This is a genomic window from Flaviramulus aquimarinus (assembly GCF_039543205.1).
GTDB lineage: Bacteria > Bacteroidota > Bacteroidia > Flavobacteriales > Flavobacteriaceae > Flaviramulus_B > Flaviramulus_B aquimarinus.
In genome coordinates, this window is record NZ_BAABJH010000001.1 from 580,161 (window position 1) to 602,635 (window position 22,475).

Annotated in this window: 21 protein-coding genes and 1 tRNA gene; 17 read left to right on the plus strand and 5 right to left on the minus strand. The window is 30.2% G+C overall.

Annotated features, from left to right (window positions below):
• Nucleotides 1–2 precede the first annotated feature (2 nt).
• The 5 genes from ABD941_RS02555 (at nt 3) to ABD941_RS02575 (ending at nt 4,798) form a co-directional block, all read left to right on the plus strand.
• Nucleotides 3–644 carry a DUF4159 domain-containing protein gene (locus tag ABD941_RS02555; protein WP_345272441.1) on the plus strand — a complete coding sequence of 214 codons (642 nt, stop codon included), beginning with the start codon at nt 3–5 and terminating at the stop codon, nt 642–644.
• 205 nt (nt 645–849) lie between these two features.
• The gene (locus ABD941_RS02560; RefSeq protein ID WP_345272442.1) at nt 850–1,887 is read left to right on the plus strand and encodes a glycosyltransferase; all 1,038 of its coding nucleotides are present in this window, start codon (nt 850–852) and stop codon (nt 1,885–1,887) included.
• Between the two features lie 110 nt (nt 1,888–1,997).
• Nucleotides 1,998–2,498: a TrmH family RNA methyltransferase gene (locus ABD941_RS02565; protein ID WP_345272443.1), complete on the plus strand. Its 501-nt coding sequence runs from the start codon at nt 1,998–2,000 to the stop codon at nt 2,496–2,498.
• A gap of 21 nt (nt 2,499–2,519) precedes the next feature.
• Nucleotides 2,520–3,608 carry an AI-2E family transporter gene (locus tag ABD941_RS02570; RefSeq protein ID WP_345272445.1) on the plus strand — a complete coding sequence of 363 codons (1,089 nt, stop codon included), beginning with the start codon at nt 2,520–2,522 and terminating at the stop codon, nt 3,606–3,608.
• An 8-nt stretch (nt 3,609–3,616) separates the two neighbouring features.
• Complete coding sequence (locus tag ABD941_RS02575) at nt 3,617–4,798, plus strand: THUMP-like domain-containing protein (protein ID WP_345272446.1); 1,182 nt, start codon at nt 3,617–3,619, stop codon at nt 4,796–4,798.
• A gap of 38 nt (nt 4,799–4,836) precedes the next feature.
• On the opposite strand, the gene ABD941_RS02580 is transcribed toward ABD941_RS02575, so the two are convergent.
• Both ABD941_RS02580 and ABD941_RS02585 read right to left on the minus strand, forming a co-directional pair.
• Nucleotides 4,837–4,910: transfer RNA gene (locus tag ABD941_RS02580), tRNA-Arg, on the minus strand.
• Between the two features lie 94 nt (nt 4,911–5,004).
• The gene (locus ABD941_RS02585; protein ID WP_345272448.1) at nt 5,005–6,633 is read right to left on the minus strand and encodes a sodium/sugar symporter; all 1,629 of its coding nucleotides are present in this window, start codon (nt 6,631–6,633) and stop codon (nt 5,005–5,007) included.
• A 144-nt stretch (nt 6,634–6,777) separates the two neighbouring features.
• Here ABD941_RS02585 and ABD941_RS02590 point away from each other — a divergent pair, with 144 nt between their 5' ends.
• The 6 genes from ABD941_RS02590 to ABD941_RS02615 all read left to right on the plus strand — a co-directional run bounded on the left by ABD941_RS02590 (nt 6,778) and on the right by ABD941_RS02615 (nt 13,045).
• A complete protein-coding gene (locus tag ABD941_RS02590; protein WP_345272449.1) occupies nt 6,778–7,770 on the plus strand; it encodes a GntR family transcriptional regulator in 993 nt (330 codons plus the stop codon).
• Nucleotides 7,771–7,779: 9 nt separating this feature from the next.
• The gene (locus tag ABD941_RS02595) at nt 7,780–8,664 is read left to right on the plus strand and encodes an aldose 1-epimerase (RefSeq protein ID WP_345272451.1); all 885 of its coding nucleotides are present in this window, start codon (nt 7,780–7,782) and stop codon (nt 8,662–8,664) included.
• A gap of 21 nt (nt 8,665–8,685) precedes the next feature.
• On the plus strand, nt 8,686–9,834 hold the full coding sequence (gene galK / locus ABD941_RS02600; protein ID WP_345272453.1) for a galactokinase: 1,149 nt from the start codon (nt 8,686–8,688) through the stop codon (nt 9,832–9,834).
• Between the two features lie 22 nt (nt 9,835–9,856).
• Nucleotides 9,857–10,876 carry a UDP-glucose--hexose-1-phosphate uridylyltransferase gene (locus tag ABD941_RS02605; protein ID WP_345272455.1) on the plus strand — a complete coding sequence of 340 codons (1,020 nt, stop codon included), beginning with the start codon at nt 9,857–9,859 and terminating at the stop codon, nt 10,874–10,876.
• A gap of 145 nt (nt 10,877–11,021) precedes the next feature.
• Nucleotides 11,022–11,411: an acyl-CoA thioesterase gene (locus tag ABD941_RS02610; protein WP_345272456.1), complete on the plus strand. Its 390-nt coding sequence runs from the start codon at nt 11,022–11,024 to the stop codon at nt 11,409–11,411.
• Between the two features lie 68 nt (nt 11,412–11,479).
• Nucleotides 11,480–13,045: a hypothetical protein gene (locus ABD941_RS02615; RefSeq protein WP_345272458.1), complete on the plus strand. Its 1,566-nt coding sequence runs from the start codon at nt 11,480–11,482 to the stop codon at nt 13,043–13,045.
• Nucleotide 13,046: 1 nt separating this feature from the next.
• Here ABD941_RS02615 and ABD941_RS02620 read toward each other — a convergent pair whose 3' ends face one another.
• Nucleotides 13,047–13,307: a hypothetical protein gene (locus ABD941_RS02620; RefSeq protein WP_345272459.1), complete on the minus strand. Its 261-nt coding sequence runs from the start codon at nt 13,305–13,307 to the stop codon at nt 13,047–13,049.
• A 45-nt stretch (nt 13,308–13,352) separates the two neighbouring features.
• Nucleotides 13,353–13,940 carry a GTP cyclohydrolase I FolE gene (folE, locus tag ABD941_RS02625; protein WP_345272460.1) on the minus strand — a complete coding sequence of 196 codons (588 nt, stop codon included), beginning with the start codon at nt 13,938–13,940 and terminating at the stop codon, nt 13,353–13,355.
• 110 nt (nt 13,941–14,050) lie between these two features.
• Here folE and ABD941_RS02630 point away from each other — a divergent pair, with 110 nt between their 5' ends.
• From ABD941_RS02630 to ABD941_RS02640, 3 genes are all read left to right on the plus strand, one after another.
• Nucleotides 14,051–14,713: an ABC transporter ATP-binding protein gene (locus ABD941_RS02630; protein ID WP_345272461.1), complete on the plus strand. Its 663-nt coding sequence runs from the start codon at nt 14,051–14,053 to the stop codon at nt 14,711–14,713.
• A 130-nt stretch (nt 14,714–14,843) separates the two neighbouring features.
• Nucleotides 14,844–15,308, plus strand: coding sequence for a hypothetical protein (locus ABD941_RS02635; protein ID WP_345272463.1), 465 nt, complete (start codon nt 14,844–14,846; stop codon nt 15,306–15,308).
• Nucleotides 15,309–15,390: 82 nt separating this feature from the next.
• Complete coding sequence (locus tag ABD941_RS02640) at nt 15,391–16,155, plus strand: TIGR02757 family protein (protein WP_345273654.1); 765 nt, start codon at nt 15,391–15,393, stop codon at nt 16,153–16,155.
• Between the two features lie 80 nt (nt 16,156–16,235).
• Here ABD941_RS02640 and ABD941_RS02645 read toward each other — a convergent pair whose 3' ends face one another.
• Complete coding sequence (locus tag ABD941_RS02645; RefSeq protein WP_345272464.1) at nt 16,236–18,131, minus strand: M61 family metallopeptidase; 1,896 nt, start codon at nt 18,129–18,131, stop codon at nt 16,236–16,238.
• Nucleotides 18,132–18,223: 92 nt separating this feature from the next.
• Here ABD941_RS02645 and ABD941_RS02650 point away from each other — a divergent pair, with 92 nt between their 5' ends.
• From ABD941_RS02650 to ABD941_RS02660, 3 genes are all read left to right on the plus strand, one after another.
• Nucleotides 18,224–19,231, plus strand: coding sequence for a glycosyltransferase family 2 protein (locus ABD941_RS02650; protein WP_345272466.1), 1,008 nt, complete (start codon nt 18,224–18,226; stop codon nt 19,229–19,231).
• A 63-nt stretch (nt 19,232–19,294) separates the two neighbouring features.
• Nucleotides 19,295–21,220, plus strand: coding sequence for a vWA domain-containing protein (locus ABD941_RS02655; RefSeq protein ID WP_345272467.1), 1,926 nt, complete (start codon nt 19,295–19,297; stop codon nt 21,218–21,220).
• Nucleotides 21,217–22,473 (plus strand): dihydroorotase, encoded by a 1,257-nt coding sequence (locus ABD941_RS02660; protein ID WP_345272468.1) that lies wholly within the window; start codon nt 21,217–21,219, stop codon nt 22,471–22,473. The genes ABD941_RS02655 and ABD941_RS02660 overlap by 4 nt, the downstream gene beginning before the upstream one ends.
• The last annotated feature ends 2 nt before the right edge of the window (nt 22,474–22,475 follow it).

The window sequence follows — 22,475 nt, forward strand, 5'->3', positions numbered from 1 at the left end:
TCATGAAATTATTTTTAACTTTTAGCTTTTCACTTTTAGTTTTTAGCTTATTTGCTCAAGATCTAGCTATTTTAAAATATAAAGGTGGCGGCGATTGGTATGGCAATCCTACTGCTTTACCAAATCTTATTTCTTTTTGTAATAAAAACATTAGCACCAAAATAAACCCAAAACCTCAAACTGTAGAAGTTGGAAGTCCTGATATTTTCCAGTTTCCGATATTATACATGACAGGTCATGGTAATGTTTTTTTTAGTGAAACAGATGCTGAAAACTTAAAAGCCTATTTAATATCTGGTGGATTTTTACATATTGATGATAATTATGGAATGAAACCTTATATAACCGAGGCACTTAAAAAAGTATTTCCAGATAAAGATTTGGTTGAATTACCAACAAGTCACGCTATTTTCAATCTAGAATACAAATTTCCAAATGGCTTACCTAAAATACATGAACATGATGGTAAACGCCCCCAAGCTTTTGGTCTTTTTCATGAGGATAGATTGATGTTATTATTTACCTATGAAAGCGATTTAGGCGATGGCTGGGAAGACCCCGAAATACATAACGACCCCGCAGAAGTAAGAGATAAAGCCCTCAAAATGGGAGCAAATATTGTAAAATATGCCTTTGAGAATTAAACTATTAATAGTTTAATAAACGTTAAAAAAAATATTTGGTTGTCTTTTCTACATATCTTAAAACATAATACTACATAATTATGTTAAAAATATTATAAATTATAGTTAAACTTTCAATGGGTCTGTCTTAAAAGTATAATAGCGAAAAAATTCATCTACGGCTTATAATAACAATAACTTAGCTAAAACTTTTAATTCGAAAATTATGAGGCTTAGCGTTTTAATACCTATGTATAATGCTCAGAAATATATAGGAAATTGTCTAGATAGCTTCATTAATCAAGATATACCAAGCGAAGACTTTGAAATTATAGTTATAGATGATGGTTCGACTGATGGCAGTGCTAATATTGTAGAGGCCTATACAAAAAAAGCTAAAAACATTAAACTTCATAAACAAAGCAACACTGGCTGGACAAATACGAGAAAAAGACTTATGCAAATGGCAACTGGTGATTATATCTATAAAATAGATAGTGATGACTATATATCATATAACTCTCTTGGAACACTCCTAAAACTTGCTGTTGAAAACAATCTTGATGTTTTAGGTTTTGAAAGTCGCAAAACAATACGAATGGATTTATACCGTATTGAATCAGAAAAAACATTTGCAAATATTGATATTTGTACTGGTGTTGATTTTTGGTCAAAAGCCAAAAATCCTCAATTAGGCGTAAATTGGTATTTAATAAAACGTGATTTTATCACTAAAAATGGTCTTACTTTTGAACTTGAAAACAATCCAATGGCAGACACTCCATTTACGTTTCAATTATTTTTATTATCAAAAAAAGTTGCTTTTGTACCTATGGATGTTCATAGGTATTTACAAGTTCCTACATCTATTTCACATAGTGAAGACCCAATACATCTAAAGAAAATGGTTGGTTATCATAAAGCTTTAATTTATAAATTAACCGACATTTTAGGAGAAATTACTAAAAAAAAAGACTCTAATTTATCGGGAGTAATCGATAGTATCAAATTTTGGAAAGATGTGAATGTTTATTTCATGATTAAAAAGTTAATAAAAATAAATGTTTCAATAAAATTTATCAATGATATATTAAAAGAACTAAAGAATATTAATGCCTACCCTATCTTAAATTTCACTGAAGACAAGTCTTTTTCAAAAAGTCATAAAATAATTACATATTTATTTAATCATAAATATCTTTTTTTTATATGTCTTTACCCTCTTAGATTTTTATTTAATCTTAAATTAATTAAATTTGAGTAAATAATCATCAATACAAATTTTAATCATTTATTTTACCATATAGATATTACTAAAACCAAAGTAATAAGGGCTAATTAGGAAAACAGACAAGCTTTTAAATACATACCCTTTTGCAACTAACCCACTACAATACCGACTTTAAAAAACACACCTTCCCTATCACATTAGTTTGCGATAACGTTACTAATGCACCAAATATTGGTAGTTTATTTAGAATTGCTGATACGTTTGGAATTGAGAAGCTAATTCTGTGTGGTGAAAACATTCAGTTAGGACGAAAAATAACAAAAACGTCCAGAGCTACAGAAAAAACAGTGAATTTTGAGATTCACAATTCCGCTTCAGGAGTTGTTGAAAATCTAATATTGAAAGGCTATAAAATCATTTCATTAGAAATTACAGATTCAAGTAAACCACTTCACAACTTTAACTTTTCAAAAGAAAAACCAATTGCACTTATTATAGGTGATGAAAATTTTGGGGTTTCAGAAGGCATTCTTAATCAATCCAATACCGTAATTCATATTGATATGTTTGGACAAAATAGCAGTATGAATGTCGTACAAGCTACTAATATTGCATTATATGAAATGACTAGACAACTTTTGTAAACAGTTTTATATATTTACTACATGAATTCAAAAACCATATCTAGCGGTATTTTAAGAGCTGTAGGCATTATTTTAGGTATAACTTTAATAGTATACTTTTTATATCAAATTCAATCCGTTATCGGTTACATAGCTATTGCAGCAGTAATATCGTTAATTGGCAGACCAATTGTTTTGTTTTTAGAACGAAAATTAAAATTTAAAAATACTATAGCAGTTATAGTTACCATGGTACTCTTACTAGGTCTTTTTATTGGCTTAGTTGGTCTGTTTATTCCATTAGTCATAAAACAAGGTCAAAATTTATCATTGTTAAACATTGAAGAACTTCAAGAAAATATTGAAAATTTATATAGTGAAATTATAACTTATTTTGATTTGCATCAAATAGATGTTGAGCAATCTTTAAAAGAATCTGATTTACTTTCAAAAATAGACTTCGCATTAATACCGAATTTTTTAAACTCAATAATTAGTGGATTAGGGAGCTTTAGTATTGGATTATTTTCGGTGTTATTCATATCCTTTTTTTTCTTAAAAGACAGCCGATTATTTGAAAATGGCATCTTAACTTTTATACCAGAAAACAAAGAATCTCGTTGGAAAACTTCATCAACAAAAATTAAAGATTTACTATCTAGGTACTTTGTTGGACTTATATTTCAAATATCAATACTTTTTATAATTTACACCATTGGATTACTCATAATTGGAGTTGAAAATGCAATAGTCATCGCTTTTTTGTGTGCATTGTTAAACCTCATTCCTTATGTTGGCCCATTAGTTGGAGCCTTTTTAATGCTTACATTAACCATGACCAGTAACCTTGGCGAATCATTTAGTGCTATTATTTTACCAAAAACATTTTGGGTCTTTATTGTATTTATGATTGGTCAATTGGTCGATAACTTTGGAAGCCAACCCATCATCTTTTCAAAAAGTGTAAAATCACATCCATTAGAAATCTTTTTAGTTATATTAATTACTGGTATCCTTTTCGGTGTTATTGGTTTAATTATAGCCGTACCAGCTTATACGGCTATAAAAGTCATTTTAAAAGCCTTTTTATCTGAAAATAAAATTGTCAAAAAACTGACCAAAGACTTATAAAATTCATTTTGAATATATCCATTTTAAATACAGATGTTCAAAAATTTATAAATAACAATTTACTGTCTAATATCCCTACACTTCTTTTAAAAGGGACTTCATTTTACAATATAGAAACCAAAGAAGTTATAGAACAAATTGAAGCAAAAAAGCGCTGCAAAATAAAATTACCAACATGGTTTAATTGCGAAAACATATATTATCCAAACAAACTAAATATTGAACAAACCTCTTCTGAAATAACAGCTAAATACAAATCAGAATTAATTAAAGGGCATTCAATAATAGACTTAACTGGAGGTTTTGGCGTAGATTGTTTTTACTTCTCAAAACGATTTAAAACCGTTGAACATTGTGAAATAAACAAAACACTTTCAAGTATTGTAGGTCACAATTATAATCAACTAGACGCTCAAAACATAAAAACAATCCAGACTGATGGTATCCATCATGTATCCACTTTAAAAAAAACATACGATTGGATATACATTGACCCTTCAAGGCGTCATAATACTAAAGGAAAAGTGTTCTTTTTGAAGGATTGTTTACCTGATATCCCAAAACATTTAGATATACTTTTTGAGCATTCTAAAAACATAATGATTAAAACATCGCCTTTATTGGATTTATCTGTTGGTATTAGCGAATTAAAGTATGTAAAAAGCATTCATATTGTTGCCATAAATAATGAAGTGAAAGAGCTACTATGGATTTTAGAAGCTAATTTTAACAAACCAATTTCTATAGAAACCATAAATATAAAAAAAGAAGCTAATCAACTTTTTAAGTTTTATTTAGAATACAAAAAACAAACCGAATCCAAGTACAGTTTGCCACTTACCTATTTATACGAGCCAAATGCTGCCGTTTTAAAAGCTGGAGCTTTTAATCAAATTTCTGAACAATTGGGAATTTATAAACTTCACAAACATTCGCACCTATACACTAGCAATAAACGCATTGATTTTCCAGGAAGGGTTTTTAAAATTAATAAGGTCATTTCCTACAATAGAAAAGAACTTAAAAAATCATCCATTACAAAAGCTAACATTACAACTCGAAACTTTCCTGAAACAGTCCAACAAATAAGAAAAAAACTTAAAATAAGTGATGGCGGGGATAGTTATTTGTTTTTTACTACTGATATTGATGATAATAAAATTATAGTATTAACTTCAAAAATATACTAAACAAAAAAGCCTTAACATTTTCATGTTAAAGCTTTTTGTGAGCCCTGAAGGATTCGAACCTTCGACCGCCTCCTTAGAAGGGAGGTGCTCTATCCAGCTGAGCTAAGAGCCCTCATAGAAAACATTTTTGTTTTCTTGGTTTGCAAATATAAAATTAACTATATATCTAACCAAAAGAAATGTTTTTTATTTTAAACCATGCTATTCTACCAGAACAAACAGTATAAAACGGTTAATAAAATACAAACCGCAATAGAACCTATATTAAACAAAGGTGATGTTTTAAATAAATCTTTAGTAATTTTAATACCTTTTGGATCATCCGCTCCTTTATTTTGCACATTACTCATTATAACGATTATAATCATAGTCAATATCGCTGTAATTCCCATTTGATGCATCCAAGGTTCAAATACAGGAATTGGTATAAACTTAAGAGCTAATGCAATTGGAATAGATAAAACAGCCCCCCAAATAGCGGCATTGTTTGTTGTTTTCTTCCAAAATAGCCCTAATATAAATACTGCTAAAATACCTGGACTTACAATACCTGTATACTCTTGTATAAATTGAAATGCTTGATCAATTCCTCCTAAAAGTGGTGCAACAATTACTGCAATGATTAATGCAATGGCTGCAGAAATTCGTCCAACATTTACTGTTGTTTTATCATCAGCCTTTTTGTTTATGTATTGCTTGTAAATATCCATTGTGAATATAGTAGACGTAGAATTTAGCATGGATGCTAAAGAGGATACAACGGCAGCAGCTAAAGCAGCAAAAGCCACGCCCTTAAGCCCTGTCGGTAAAAACTGTAATAACCATGGATAAGCTTTATCTGCTTGTTCAGTAGATGGCATGTTTAGCATACCTACTTCTCCTAAATTAGCCATAATTGAAGGGTCGTTTACCATTACATAAGCAGCAATACCAGGAATAACAACAATTAAAGGGATAATAAGCTTTAAAAATGCTGCTAATAAGATACCTTTTTGTGATTCCTTTAATGATTTGGCAGCTAATGTTCTTTGAATAATATACTGGTTAAAACCCCAATAGTATAAATTAGCAACCCATAAACCACCTACCAAGACCCATATGCCTGGAAGGTTTATATAGTTATCATTAGTCTCTTCTAATATCATATGAAATTTTTCTGGAGCTGCTTCCCATACTTTAGAAAATCCAACTAAAACACCTTCTCCTCCAGATACAGTATTTAAAGCTAAGTATGTAGTTACCAAACCACCTAAAACTAAAAACACTACCTGAATAACATCTGTCCATGCCACTGCAGATAACCCACCGTATAATGAATATGCCGCAGCAAATAGTGCCAAACCTACAATAGCATACATCATATCTACGCCCATGATAGTTTCAATAGCTAAACCACCTAAATATAATACCGACGCTAGATTAACAAATATGTAAAGTGCCAACCAAAATACAGCCAAAATTGTTTTAAGATTTGTTGAAAAGCGTTTTTCAACAAACTCTGGAATTGTGTAAAGACCTTTTTCTATAAAAATGGGCAAGAAATACTTACCAACAATTATCAATGTTAAAGCTGCCATCCATTCATAAGATGCTATTGCTATACCCAGAGCAAATCCAGATCCTGACATACCAATAAATTGTTCTGCCGATATATTAGCTGCAATTAATGATGTACCTATAGCCCACCATGGTAAAGATTTACTTGCTAAAAAGTAATCTTCGGCATTTTTTTGGTGCCCCTCTTTATCTCGAGATACCCACAACCCCACTCCTAAAATTAAAATAGCATAAGCAATAAAGACTACATAGTCCCACATTTCAAATCCTGCTGTCATAATAAAAATAATTAGTTTGATTAGTAAATAAGAGCCCAATATAGAAATTAAATTTTAAAAAACTATGCATTTTGAACAAAAAAACCAAACTAGTAGGGTCTAGTATGTTTTAATATTTTTTTTATATATTTGTAATCAATTATTATGATAAAAATTAAAAAAAAAATAGGAGTTCCTAAATACAAACAAATTATTAATTCAATAGAAGAATTAATAATTTCTGGTGTTTTAAAAAAAGGAGACCAAATACCCTCAATTAATAAAATTAAAAACGACCATAAGCTTTCTAGAGATACCGTATTGATGGCTTTTAACGAGTTGAAAAACAGAGGTATTATACAATCTGTCGTGGGTAAAGGTTATTATATATCAAGTGAAAATGTAAACGTCACCCAAAAAATATTTCTGCTTTTTGATGAACTTAACTCATTTAAAGAAGATTTATACAACTCGTTTTTAGAAAGTATGGGGAGCAATATTCAAGTTGATATTTATTTTCATCATTTTAACAAAAATATTTTCAGCAAACTCATTAATGACAATTTAGGAGTATATAATTACTATGTAATAATGCCTGCTAATTTGAGTAATACAAATGAAGACATACAAAAGCTTCCCAATGGTAAAGTTTACATTTTAGATCAAATTCATGAAGACTTGTCTCATTATCCCGCAGTATATCAAAATTTTGAAAAAGCGCTTTATAACAATCTCAACAAAGCCCTTGATTTAATAGAAGAATATAAAAAACTAGTTTTAATTTTTCCAGAAGACAAACAACCACAAGGTATTCTTAAAGGGTTTACTTTATTCTGTAAAGAACACAAGTTTCCATTTGAAGTTATTAACTCATTTCAAAATAAAAATTTAGAAAAAGGCGAATTATATATAATACCCGATGATAAAATATTACTAAGAGTTATTAAAAAAATGAAACAAGACAAATTAACTCTATCAAAAGATATTGGAGTCATATCATATAACGACACACTACTTAAAGAGATAGTAGAAGGAGGTATTACCACTATTTCCACAGATTTTAAAAGTATGGGGAAACGCTTAGCTGAAATGATATTGAATAAAGATACACTACAAATAGAAAACCCAAATGATTTAATAGTTAGAAACTCATTATAATCTATATGAATGTTTAGCATTACACAAAACAAAGATTTAAACTTTTTAGCAATAGAAAATCCTAAAAAAAAACTGTACGCTAAAATTTCCCTAAATGATGGTGCTAGTTTACAGAGTTTAACTTTAAAGGGACATACATTAATTGAAGATTTAACCCCTTTAAAATATAATAGTTCTTATGCTTCTTCTATTCTATTTCCTTTTGCAAACAGAATAAAGGATGGAACATATCCCTTTGAAGATAAAGTATATCAGTTAGAGAAAAATCAAGAAGAAGAAAACAATGCTATACATGGCTTAGTTTACAATAAAACCTTCCAAGTCATTGAAAAAGTTATTTATAAAGATTTCGCTTCAATTAAGTTAGAATATAACGAAACTAGTAATTCAATTGGTTTTCCTTACACGTATAAAATTCAATTAGAGTATATTTTTTCAGATATTGATTTTAGTCTGAATGTCTCAGTAAAAAATACGAGCTCTAAAGCATTTCCGTTTACAATTGGATGGCATCCCTATTTTTTAAGTGACAATTTATACAATAGTTCTCTAAATTTTATTAGCTCACAAAAAATAATTATTGGAGACAGAAACATTACAACTGGTATTGAAAATATAGAGTTAATAAACACATTCGAAATTAAGGATAAGCAATTAGATGATTGCTGGATATTAGACTCAAATAACATAACATTTATTACACCAAAATATCAATTATTGATTTCTTCTTCTGTAAAAAATAATTTTTTACAACTCTATACACCTCCTAAATCTAATACTATAGCTATTGAACCCACAACTGGCGTTTCTGATAGTTTTAATAATAAAATAGGTTTAAAAGTTTTAAATGCTAATGACATCTATAATCTTACGTGGAACCTAAAAATTAAATAACAACTAAAGCAAAGAGTTAATATGAGTGTTAAATTAATTAATGATGTAAAAGAAACATTTATAAAAACATTTAAAACAGAACCGCTTTTAATTTTTTCGCCTGGAAGAATTAATATTATTGGCGAACACACCGATTATAATGATGGATTTGTATTTCCAGCTGCAGTAGATAAAGGTATAGCAGCAGCTATTCAAAAAACAAACGCAGGCATTTCTACTGCTTATGCTTTAGATATGGATAGTAAAATTGAATTTGTTTTAGATAAATTAAAACCTTCAGCTGAAGGAAGTTGGGAAAACTATGTATTTGGAGTTGTCGCCGAAATTCAAAATCGAAACAAAGTAGTAGATAACTTTAATATTGTTTTTAAAGGTAATATCCCTGGTGGTGCCGGTATGTCATCATCAGCTGCATTAGAAAACAGTGTGGTTTTTGGTTTAAATACACTTTTTAATTTAGAGCTTACAAAACACGAAATGATATTAATATCACAAAAAGCCGAACATAATTATGTTGGTGTTAAATGTGGTATTATGGATCAATATGCCAGTATGTTTGGTATAAAAAACAACGCATTACTCTTAGACTGTAGAACCATTCAATCTAAATCGTATGAAATAGATTTTAAAGATCATCAATTAATGCTAATTAACACCAATGTTAAACATAGTTTATCTGATAGCGCTTATAATGATAGACGTTCTGCTTGCGAAAGTATTGCTGAAATGTTGGGTGTAAAAGCACTAAGAGATGCAACAGTAATAGATTTGGAAACCATAAAAGATAAAGTAACTCCAGAAAATTTTCAAAAGGCTCTTTATGTCATACAAGAAAACAATAGAGCTGTTATGGCTTCAAAAGCTATTGAAGATAACGATTTGGAAACCTTAGGGGCTTTAATTTTTCAATCACATAATGGATTACAGCATCAATATAAAGTAAGTTGTGACGAATTAGATTTTTTAGTAGGCCTAGCCAAATCTAATGACAATGTATTAGGTGCAAGAATGATGGGTGGTGGTTTTGGCGGTTGCACAATTAATTTAGTAGCCAAAAGTGAAGCAAAAGCATTTACTGAATTTGCCTGTAATGCTTATAATAACACCTTTAATAAATTATGTTCTGTTTACTTTATAGAACTTTCGGAAGGTACACGCTTAGTAAAATAATTAACAATAATATAATTTAGAAATGAATACCGATTTACAAGATTATTCGCATAAACGTTTTAATATATTAACTGGCGAATGGGTTTTAGTATCACCACACAGAGCAAAAAGACCATGGCAAGGACAAAATGAAGCTATTTCAAATGAAGCGAGACCAACATATGATAAAACATGTTATTTATGCGCAGGAAACACAAGAATTAACGGTGAAATAAATCCAAAATATAAAGATGTATTTGTTTTTACTAACGATTTCGCCGCACTTCAAAGTGATTCAAAATCATTTAATGTTAATGATAGACTTCTATTAGCACAAAGTGAAACTGGTATATGTAAGGTGATATGTTTTAGCCCAGACCACTCAAAAAGTTTAGCTCATATGTCCCCTAGTGAAATTCAAAAAGTTGTATTCGCATGGCAAAAAGAATATGCAGTATTAGCTAAAAACCCAAATATTAATTACATTCAAATATTTGAAAACAAAGGTGCTGTTATGGGCTGTAGCAATCCACATCCACATGGACAAATTTGGAGTCAATCAACACTACCTAATGAAGTTGATAAGAAAAACACACAACAACTAAACTACTATAATAAAAACAACAGCAGTCTATTAGGTGACTATCTAGCACAAGAATTAGAAAAACAAGAACGTATTATTCTTGAAAATGATGAATTTGTAGTTTTAGTTCCATTTTGGGCAATATGGCCTTTTGAAGCTATGATTGTTCCTAAAAAACAACAAGCAAACATATTAGAGATGAATGATAATGATACTTTACAATATGGCGAAGCCATTTCGGTTATCACTAAAGCCTATGATAAATTATTTAATACGTCGTTCCCTTATTCTAGTGGTATCCATCAAGCACCAACAGATAGCAATGAAAACAAACATTGGCACTGGCATATGAGCTTTTATCCCCCGTTATTAAGAAGTGCAACCGTTAAGAAATTTATGGTAGGTTATGAAATGTTCGGTTCTCCTCAAAGAGATATTACTGCAGAAACTGCTGTAAAAATGCTTCGAGAATTATTGTAGCCTGAATAGAAAGATTTGAGGCTTTCTAAAAGTAATATTTTAGGGTTAAGTAATAAGAATGCCTTACTTTTGCATTTTTTATACCAATTTGGTTATGCTACATTTCATAATTAAATTGGTATAACATAGTCTCATTTATTTTAGAATGAATACATACGAAATAACTTTAGTAGTAACTAAAGAATACATAGACGATTTAAACCATGTAAATAATGTGCATTATGTCCAATGGGTTCAAAATATAGCAAAAGCACATTGGCAATCAAAAGCTTCTGAAGATATACAAACCCAATACAGTTGGTTTTTAATGTCACATTTTATTGAATATAAAAGTGCTGCATTTTTAAACGACCTTATAAAAATTAAAACCTATGTTGAAAAGTCCGAGGGCTTAACCAGTACTCGGATTGTTGAAATGTATAATGAAAACACAAACAAATTGCTAGCAAAATCCGAAACTAAATGGTGCTTTATGAATGCTAAAAGCGGACGTCCAACAAGAATTACAAAAGAAATAGTTGATTTATTTTATTAATTCACCCATAACATACTAAATCATAATTTCAAAAGTTATATTTTTATCGTTCAAAACCCATCATTTTAATGAAACGTTATTTATACTTTATAATCACACTAGGATTTTTAATGCTTTGGAGTTCTTGCCGTAAAGATTTTGAATTTTCACCAAGTACCGGAAGTCTTCAGTTTTCAAAAGATACGGTTTATTTAGATACGGTTTTTACCAATATTGGATCCAGTACTTATAATTTAAAAGTATATAATAGAAGTGATGATGATATTTCTATTCCTTCCGTAAGGTTAGCTTTAGGAGAAACTTCAAATTATAGATTGAATGTTGACGGAATTTCTGGAAAGACTTTTGAAAATATAGAAATATTAGCAGAAGACAGCTTATTTATTTTTGTTGAATCCACCATAGATATAAATAATTTTCCAAATCCAGATGGTACTTATTTATATACTGATCAAATCGAATTTGATAGCGGGTCAAATCAACAAAAAGTAGAATTAGTAACCCTCGTCCAAGATGCCATATTTATTTACCCAGACAGAGATAATACTACAAAAATTATAGAAACATTAACACTTAATATTGGTGGTGAATTAATTGAAACTGAACTACAAGGACGTGAATTATTATCTACAGAACTCTCTTTTACAAACGAAAAGCCTTATGTTATTTACGGATTCGCTGCCGTACCACCTAACGAAACCTTAACTATCCAGGCCGGTTCACGTTTACATTTTCATGAAAATTCAGGTATTATAGTTTCTAATGCAGCATCAATTCATGTAAATGGTACATTTAGTAATGACCGTAACTTACTTGAAAACGAAGTCATCTTTGAAGGTGATCGTTTAGAACCTAACTTCTCAGATGTCCCGGGACAATGGGGAACTATTTGGCTTTTAGATGGTAGCGTTAATAACACTATAAATTATGCTACTATAAAAAATGCTAACATTGGTATTTTATGCGATGGAAATCCAGATGAAGCATCCAATAAACTCACCATTACAAATACACAAGTCTATAATTCTGCAAGTTTTGGGGTTTTAGGAAGAAACACATCCATTGCTGGGGGAAATGTAGTTATTAATAATTCTGGTTTATCATCATTTGCAGGAACCTTAGGTGGGAAGTATAATTTTACACATTCTACAATTGCAAATTATTGGAATAATGGTTTTAGACAATTTCCTGCTGTTTTATTGAACAATTTTGTTTTGGATGAAGACAATAACGCAACAATAGCAGATTTAACTGAAGCTAATTTTAATAATTGTATTATCTATGGAAATGACAATCCAGAAATTTTATTAGATGAAATTGAAGATGAGTCTGTGGTTTTCAATTTTAAGTTTTCCAATTCTTTAATTCGTTTTCGAGACTCGAATAATAATTTTACAGGGCCTAATTATAATTTAAGTGATACCTCAAAATATGAAGGCAATATATTTAATGAAGACCCTAATTTTAAAGACGCCGATTTGAATGAATTCATTATAGGTGATGATTCTGCAGCCATAAATCAAGGTTTAGGATCTTTTGCAACTCAGATTCCTTTTGACATTCTAAATGTAAATAGAACAGTTTCTCCAGATTTAGGAGCTTATCAGCATATTACATTTCCAGAAGAAGATTAATTTATTTCTTTTTAAAAACATAAGTATATAACCACATTAATGTAAATGTAGGTATGACATCAAATCCAGGTAAAGCCTCTTCTATAAAGGTAACTACACCAGCTATTTTTCCAGGTTTCCCTTTATAAAGTTTAGTCATTAACCAACCCGAAACCGGTGCCCAAACAATATCTGTAAACTCACCAATACCAGGAATAACAAAAGACACATATCCTACGGCATCTAGAACAATGCCAAGTACTAATTTTTTGTATTTATTCATTAAGTCATTTTTAACACCTAACTACAAACAAGAAACATACCAAATCTACTTTCCTATCAACTTCAAAAATTCATTTCTAGTTTCAATTTTTTCAAACTGTCCTCTAAATCCAGATGTTGTAGTAATAGAATTTTGTTTTTGTACACCACGCATCATCATACACATATGAGAGGCTTCAATAACCACAGCTACACCTTGAGGTTTCAAAGTATCATTAATACAATCTAAAATTTGTTCCGTTAAACGCTCCTGAACCTGTAATCGCCTAGCAAAAACATCAACAATTCTAGGTAATTTACTTAAGCCTACAATATAACCATTGGGTATGTAAGCAATATGGGCTTTACCAAAAAATGGTAAAATATGATGTTCGCAAAGCGAATAAAGTTCTATATCCTTTACAATAACCATTTCATTATAAGACTCTTTAAACATGGCTGCCTTAAGAATTTCAACAGGATCTTGGTCGTAACCTTGAGTTAAAAACTGCATAGCTTTGGCAGCACGCTCTGGTGTTTTTAAAAGCCCCTCGCGTTTGGTGTCTTCTCCTAAATCTTTAATTATATTTTTATAACGTTGTTTTACATCATCAGTAACTTGCAGACTATATTCTTCAAAACTTTTATAAGGCATAGATTTTTTTTAAATAAATATAAAGCTTAAAATGGACTTTACAATAAAAAGCAATCTTAATTGTACATAACGGCTTAAAGTAGTAAATTCACAGCTATTATTTATTACAAATGATTCAAGCAAAAAACATACATAAATACTACGGTGATTTACAGGTTTTAAAAGGTGTGAATATCCATATTAAAAAAGGCGAAATCGTTTCTATTGTTGGTGCTTCGGGGGCTGGAAAAACAACTTTGCTACAAATATTAGGAACATTGGACAAAGCAACTTCGAATGAAAATTTTGAGTTAAATATAAATAATACAAAAATAAATGTCCTTAACGATAAAGCTTTAGCCAAATTTAGAAATGAACATATTGGCTTTATATTTCAGTTTCACCAATTATTACCAGAATTTACTGCTATTGAAAATGTATGCTTACCAGCTTTTATAAAAGGAGTAAAAAAAACTGAAGCTGAAAAACATGCTAAAGAGCTTTTGGATTTTTTAGGCCTATCAAATCGTTACAACCACAAACCCAATGAGCTTTCTGGGGGTGAACAACAGCGTGTTGCCGTTGCAAGAGCACTAATAAATAATCCTGATTTAATTTTTGCTGATGAACCTTCTGGTAATTTAGATAGTGAATCTGCTGAAAATTTACACAGTTTATTTTTTAAGCTACGTGATGAGTTTGGTCAAACCTTTGTCATTGTAACCCACAATGAAGAATTGGCCAATTTAGCTGATAGAAAGCTAACCATGGTTGATGGAAATATTGTAAATTAATTTATATCTCCTAAAGTTCAAACATAAATCCTCCTTTTCTATTTCAAAAAAAGCACACATCTAATAATGAGGGTGTTATATTTTTTTGTAACTTAGAGAAGATCTTTTCTAACTACTAAATTTGACTATTATGAGATATTTTTTTACCTATTTTATAGTTGCGCTAATTCTAATATCATGTAAAAATGATAAAATGCTTGATAATAAAGTGACCATAGAAAATAATGATAAACATAGTCTTGTTGGTGTATGGCAAATGGTTGGTTATTATAATTATTTGGATAATAAAGTATCCGATTCGTTTATGAGTAGTGATACATATAAACAAATTAAAATCTATTCTCCTAATAAAGTTATGTGGAGCAGATTAAACAAACAAGATTCAACCGATTGGTTTGGATATGGAAACTACAAAACCACTGATAGCACACTTGTTGAAACCATAGTTTATGGTTCAAACTCCATGAACAAAGCTATTGAGAAAAGTAATGAGTTCCACTTTGAACTTATTTTAAATGAAAATACTTTTAATCAAATTGAACTTGATGAAAATGGTGATCGCATTCTGGCAGAAAATTATATTAGAATAGAATAAGTTTATATTTTCTTTTACGTTCCTTAAATTACAAAACAGTTATTACTTTTGCTATGAAAACAATTAGTAAGTGACTAATAAACTGAATACCCTAGAATTAAAAGATTTTCTAGACCGTAAAGTCGAACAGTACAATAATCCAAAGTTTATTGAAAGTGACCCTATTCAAATTCCACATCTATTTACTAAAAAAGAAGATATTGAAATATCTGCCTTTTTAACAGCAACCATTGCTTGGGGTAATAGAAAAAGTATTATTAATAATGCCAATAAACTTATGCATTTACTAGATAATGCGCCTTTTGATTTTGTTATAAATCATCAAAAAAACGATTTAGAAAAGCTACAACCCTTTGTACACAGAACATTTAATGGACATGATTGCATACAGTTTATTAAATCGCTTCAGTATATTTATAAGAATTATAATGGTTTAGAATCTGTTTTTACCAAACACGCCGAGAAAGACTCCCTTCAAAAATCCATTTCAAAATTTAAAACTGCTTTTTTTGAAATTAAACATTTGCCAAGGACTCAAAAACACGTGAGTGATCCTCTAAAAAATTCAGCAGCAAAACGCATTAACATGTTTCTGCGTTGGATGATACGAAACGATAAAACTGGTGTAGATTTTGGTATTTGGGAAAGTCTATCACCTAGCCAACTTTCCTGTCCTTTAGATGTCCATTCAGGTAATGTTGCTAGAAAATTAAACTTGTTAAAACGAAAACAAAATGACGGCAAAGCTCTATTTGAATTAGACACAAGTTTAAGAAAACTAGACAAAAACGACCCTGTTAAATACGATTTTGCTTTATTTGGTCTTGGTGTTTTTGAAGGGTTTTAAGTTTGTTAAGCCTAAAAAAAAACGATTGATAAACTAATAGCCTATCAATCGTTAATCCTAAATTGTAACTCAAAACAGAATTAGCCTTTTATCCAAGCTTTACGTAATGCTTTTTGAGCATCGGTAGCATCTGCTTTTTCCATGATACCTTTTCCTGTAGTATAGGTTTTAGTTACAGTAGTTTTTATAAGAATCTCCTCGCCATTTCTATCTAGTTTAACCTCAACATCTTTCCCCGGTTTCCAACCAAATACTTTCTGTAGAACTTGGTTTGCGTTTTGTAATGTTACATTAGTCCCATCAATTGTTTTAATAACATCGTTAGCTTGCGCACCTTGTTCAGCCCAAAAACTATTTGCTAATACAGCATCAGTAAAAAAGATGGTGCCTTTTTGTGGATCACCACTAATAATAGGTGCTCCATTCATTAATATATAGTTAGTTTCTACTTTACCTTCTCCTATCTCTAATCCTACTTTTTCAAAAAACTCATTATAGTTTATTGGTGTATCGCCTATAACATGAGTATTGAAAAACTCTCCTAGAGAGGGGTAAGTCATTGCTACAATTTCATCTATAAGCTTATCGTCTTCAAAAGGCTTATTTTTTCCATATTTATTAGATAGCTCTTTCATTAAAGATAAAATACCTCTGTTTCCATTACTTTCTTCTCGCATTAAAATATCTATACACATGCCTATTAAGGCTCCTTTTTGATAAACATTTAAATACTGATCCTTATAAGGAGCTTTTAAAACATTTTCACTCATTATGGTAAAACTCATAGTATCATTTAAACGCTTTGAACGTTGAATTTTAGTCATAACCTTATTGAAAAAATCCGATTCTTCAACCAGCCCTTGGTTAACTTGGAATAAGGTTGCAAAATATTCCGTAACGCCCTCATACATCCATAAATGTTTTGAGAATGTTGGATCGTTATAATCAAAGTAATGTACATCTTCAGAATGTACACTTAAAGGGGTTACAATATGGAAAAACTCATGGGAAACCACATCAATCATACTAGATGCCAAAGCTGCTTTATCCATAGATTCTAATAATACCACAACTGTAGATGTATGGTGCTCTAAAGCACCAAACCCTTTTGGAGAATCGTCTTTACCATCAGATAGATATAAATAAATATCATAACGAGAGGTAGAATTTATATCACCCAAATATGTTTTTTGAGCTTGCATCATGTTAAAAACCGTTTCCTTAAGTGATGCTGCGGTATGCACTTTATTTGGCGAATATACACTTAAAACAATTTTAATAGCACCCACTTGAAATTCTTCAACATCTAAGTTACCATACATCATTGGGTTATCCGTTATATCAAAATATCTTGGAGCAAAATAACTAGAAGTTACACTTTTACCATCTTCGCTTGTTTTAGAGCTTATATTTTGTAATGCAGATGTGCGAACAAAATCAGCAGGTGCTGTTACATCCAATTTGTATTGATTATTTTTTAAAGTATCAAAATATCCAATAAGGCCATGTAGATTTAATACATAATTATTAGGTTCAATATTGGTTCCTGCTGGCGAGAATGGCGTATCTTTACCTATACCTCCAGCAACTTCAATATCGTAAGTATCATTAACTGAATAGGTGATTTTATCTAATTGCTTTGCATTAGCAATAGACCATGTATTTGAGTCCACTTTATTAACTTGCATTTCATTGCCACTATAATCAATAGCTTTAAAATCGTCTATATATTTTCCGAAATCACTCACAGAATAGGTTCCTGGAATAACTCTTGGTAACCTATATGTTACGGTTTCTAGTGTAAAACGACCAGGATTAATAGTTACTGGTGCTTTATCATTACTAATGTTTGTTAAATTTATTGACGTTTCAATAGGTAAACTTGTTGCTAAATCATTAGTCGTACGCTTTGTTGAATTACAACTGGCCAGCAAAATGCCAACCATCAATGATGCGGAAAGAATTTTTGTGTTCATTTAAGTCTTTTTTATATGATATATCATTAATTGACGCCGAAATTACTATTATGTTACATGCTTTCTTCTTAAGGTTTTGTTAAATTCGCAAGATGCAAAAACCTTTAATAAGCATATTAATTCCTTTTAAGAATACAACAGCTTTTATAAGTAACTGTTTGCTATCTATACAAAATCAAACCTATACCAACTGGGAATTACTCATTATCGATGATGCTTCAACAGATAATAGCTATACTATTGTAAAACAATTTGCTGAACATGACAACAGAATAAAACTCATAAAAAATTCTGGTAACGGGATTATTGATGCTTTGCAATTAGCTTTTTCTAAAAGTAAAGGGGAGTTTATAACGAGAATGGATAGCGATGATATTATGTATCCAAAAAAATTAGAGGTGTTATCAACTAATTTATTAAAATTCGGAAAACAACATATTGCTATTGGTTTGGTCAATTATTTTTCTGAGGAAGGTATAAAAGAAGGTTATAAAAGTTATGAAATTTGGTTAAACGAATTAACTAAATCTGGAAATAATTATTCTGAAATTTATAAAGAATGTGTCATTCCATCACCGTGTTGGATGATTCATCGAGAAGATTTAATGACTTGTAATGCGTTTAATCCCGACAGATATCCTGAGGATTATGATTTGGCATTTCGATTTTACAAACACCAATTTAAGTGTATTCCATGTGATACCGTTTTACATGATTGGAGGGATTATAGCTATCGTACTTCTAGAACGCATGTGAATTATGCTAAAAATCATTTTATAGACTTAAAACTACATTACTTTTTAGAATTGGATTATAATCCAAATAAAACCCTTGTGGTTTGGGGTGCAGGAAACAAAGGAAAATCTATAGCTAAAGCGCTGATTAAAAGAGATATTCCTTTTGAGTGGATTTGTGATAATCCAAATAAAATTGGCAGAGATATTTATGGCAATATATTGAAACCTTTTAGTTATTTAAAAACTCTTAAAAACCCACAAAGTATTATTACCGTTGCCAATAAAAATTCTCAAAAAGAAATTAAAAGTTATGTTAACAAATTAGAAATGAAAGCTATTGACGATTATGTATTCTTTTGTTAATTGCTTAAAAGTAGGTTTATAAATTCATTTGCATTTTCTATATTTGTTCAATCTAAAAAAGATATGCAGTTTAAACACCCAGAACTTCTTTACGCATTATTTTTACTGCTCATCCCCATTATTGTTCACTTATTTCAATTACGTAAATTCCAAAAAATAGATTTTACCAATGTCGCTTTTTTAAAAGAAGCCACCATGCAAACCCGTAAAAGTTCGGTAATAAAAAAATGGTTAATTCTTTGTACCAGGTTATTGCTTTTAGCTGCCCTTGTTTTTGCTTTTGCAGAGCCATTTATCTCTAAAGTCAATACTTTTAAAGCAAAAAAAGAAACTGTTATTTATTTAGATAATTCGTTTAGTATGCAAGCTAAAGGCAATGAAGGCGAACTTTTAAAACGTGCCGTTCAAGATATTATTAGTCATGTGCCAAATAGCGATGAAATATCCGTAATTACGAATAATAACGTCTATAAAAAAACTAGTATAAAAGCTCTCAAAAATGATTTATTACAGTTAGGCTATTCATCAAACCAACTAACTACAGAAGCAGCTTTATTAAAGAGTCAAACATTTTTTAGCAATGAAAAAAACGCCTTAAAAAACTTGGTTTTTATCTCTGATTTTCAGCAAGATGAATCTAATTTTTACCCGATAACGGATTCGTTAACTAACTTATATTTTGTAAAACTAAAACCAATAAACACAAACAATATTTCAATTGATAGTGCTTTTATTTCGAAAACTACCGCGACTTCAATCGAATTAAAAGTACACTTAAAAAACAATGGTGATACTGTTGAAAATTTACCCGTTTCACTTTATAATGATGATGTCCTTATTGCAAAAACATCTGTAGCCATTAGCAAAGACGCAGAAACTACTTTTACACTTCCAGTAAACGAAGTTATAAATGGAAAGATAACTATAAGCGATACAAACTTACAGTTTGATAATAGTTTATTTTTCAATTTTAATAATGCCTCCAAAATTAAAGTTTTAACCATTAATGCCACTGATGATTCCTTTTTAAAACGTATTTATACCAAAGGAGAATTTAATTATACTTCAGTTCAAGACAATCAATTAAATTATAACTTAATAGACGCGCAGCATCTTATTGTTTTAAACGAATTAAAAACTATTCCCATAGCATTAACTTCAGCTTTAAAACAATTTACCAATCAAGGTGGCTCGTTAATTATTATCCCTTCAAGAGCTATTAATAAAACATCATACAATCAGTTATTAAATAATTACAATACTAATTTTAGTGATTTAGTTTCATCTGAAAAACACATAACTACAATTAACTATTCACATCCCATTTATAACAACGGTGTTTTTGAGAAACAAGTTAAAAATTTTCAATACCCAAAAGTGAACAATTTTTATAATATCTCTTCAAATAGAATAACCTCCGTTTTACAATTTGAAGATGGCAAACTATTCTTGGGACAAAGCAAAAATAGTTTTGTCTTTACTTCTGCCCTAAATACTAAAAATTCTAGTTTTAAAAATTCGCCATTAATTGTTCCAACACTTTATAATATTGCAAAACAAAGTTTTAGGATCCCTGAATTGTATTATACCATTGGTGAAGAAAATAGTTATGATGTAGAAACACAATTACAGCAAGATGCTATTTTATCCCTAGTAAGTGATGCCGTAAATATTATACCAAAGCAACAGTATTTTAACAATAAAGTTATAATAAACACTTCTGAAAGCCCTTCTATTGCAGCAACATATATCATAACCAACAAAAATGAAACCGTTAAAAATGTGAGTTATAATTATAATAGAAATGAAAGTGATTTGACTTATAGAAATCTTGCTAATTCATACAATATAAACCTTAGCAATTCCATTACAGAAATATTTAATACCATAAAAAGTGATACAAAAGTTAATGCGCTGTGGAAATGGTTTGTTATTTTTGCGTTAGCGTTATTGATTATTGAAATGCTCATCTTAAAACTCTTTAAATGAACATACTTATAAAATCGGCCACCATAATAGATTCAAAAAGCGAGTTTCATAATACAACTCAAGATTTATTAATTGAAAATGGTGTGATTGCTAAAATAGCCAGCAAAATTAAAACTCCTAAAAACTGTCAAGTAATAACATTAAACAATCTACATATTTCGCAAGGTTGGTTTGATAGTAGTGTAAGTTTTGGTGAACCTGGTTTTGAAGAACGAGAAACCATTAAAAATGGACTTAAAACAGCTGCGGCCTCTGGCTTTACAGCGGTTGCTTTAAATGCAAATACCCATCCTGTAATAGATTCCAATTCAGATATTACATTTATCAATTCTAAAGCAAACCATAATGCAGTCACTTTGTTACCAATTGGCGCTCTAACCGTTGGAAGTAAAGGTGAAGGTTTGGCAGAACTTTACGATATGAATACTGCAGGTGCGGTAGCCTTTTACGATTATAAGAAACCCATTTCCAATCCAAATCTTATGAAAATTGCTTTGCAATATGCAAGTAATTTTAACGGGCTGGTTTGCTCCTTTCCACAAGAAAACAAAATTTCAGGACTTGGGGTTATGAATGAAAACATAACAAGTACAACCCTTGGTTTAAAAGGCAATCCCGCCTTAGCAGAAGAATTACAAGTAGCTCGCGATTTGTTTTTACTTGAGTATACTAATGGTAAATTACATATTCCAACCATATCAACTGCTACTTCTGTAAAACTGATTAGAGAAGCTAAAAAGAAAAAACTGAATGTCACTTGTAGTGTTGCAATACATAACATATATTTTACTGATGAGGTACTAACAGACTTTAATACCAACTATAAAGTACTACCGCCATTACGTACACAACATGATGTGGAAGCTCTAATTGAAGGACTAAAAGATGGTACCATCGATATGATAACAACTGACCACAACCCTATAGATATAGAGGAAAAGAAAGTAGAATTTGACCATGCCAACTATGGTGTTATTGGTTTAGAAAGTGCTTTTGGCGCACTTCAATCTTTATTTACAATAAAGAAAACCATTGACCTTTTAACTAAAGGGAAATCAAGATTTGGTTTAGAAAATACTCCTATAAACATTGGAAACACATTAAATATTACACTTTTTAATCCAGATACAAAATATACATTTTCAAAAAGTAATATCGTTTCAAAATCCAAGAATGCCATTTTTGAGAATGAATATTTAAAAGGGCAGGTTTACGGTATTATATCAAATAATAAAATAGCTCTAAACTCATAATA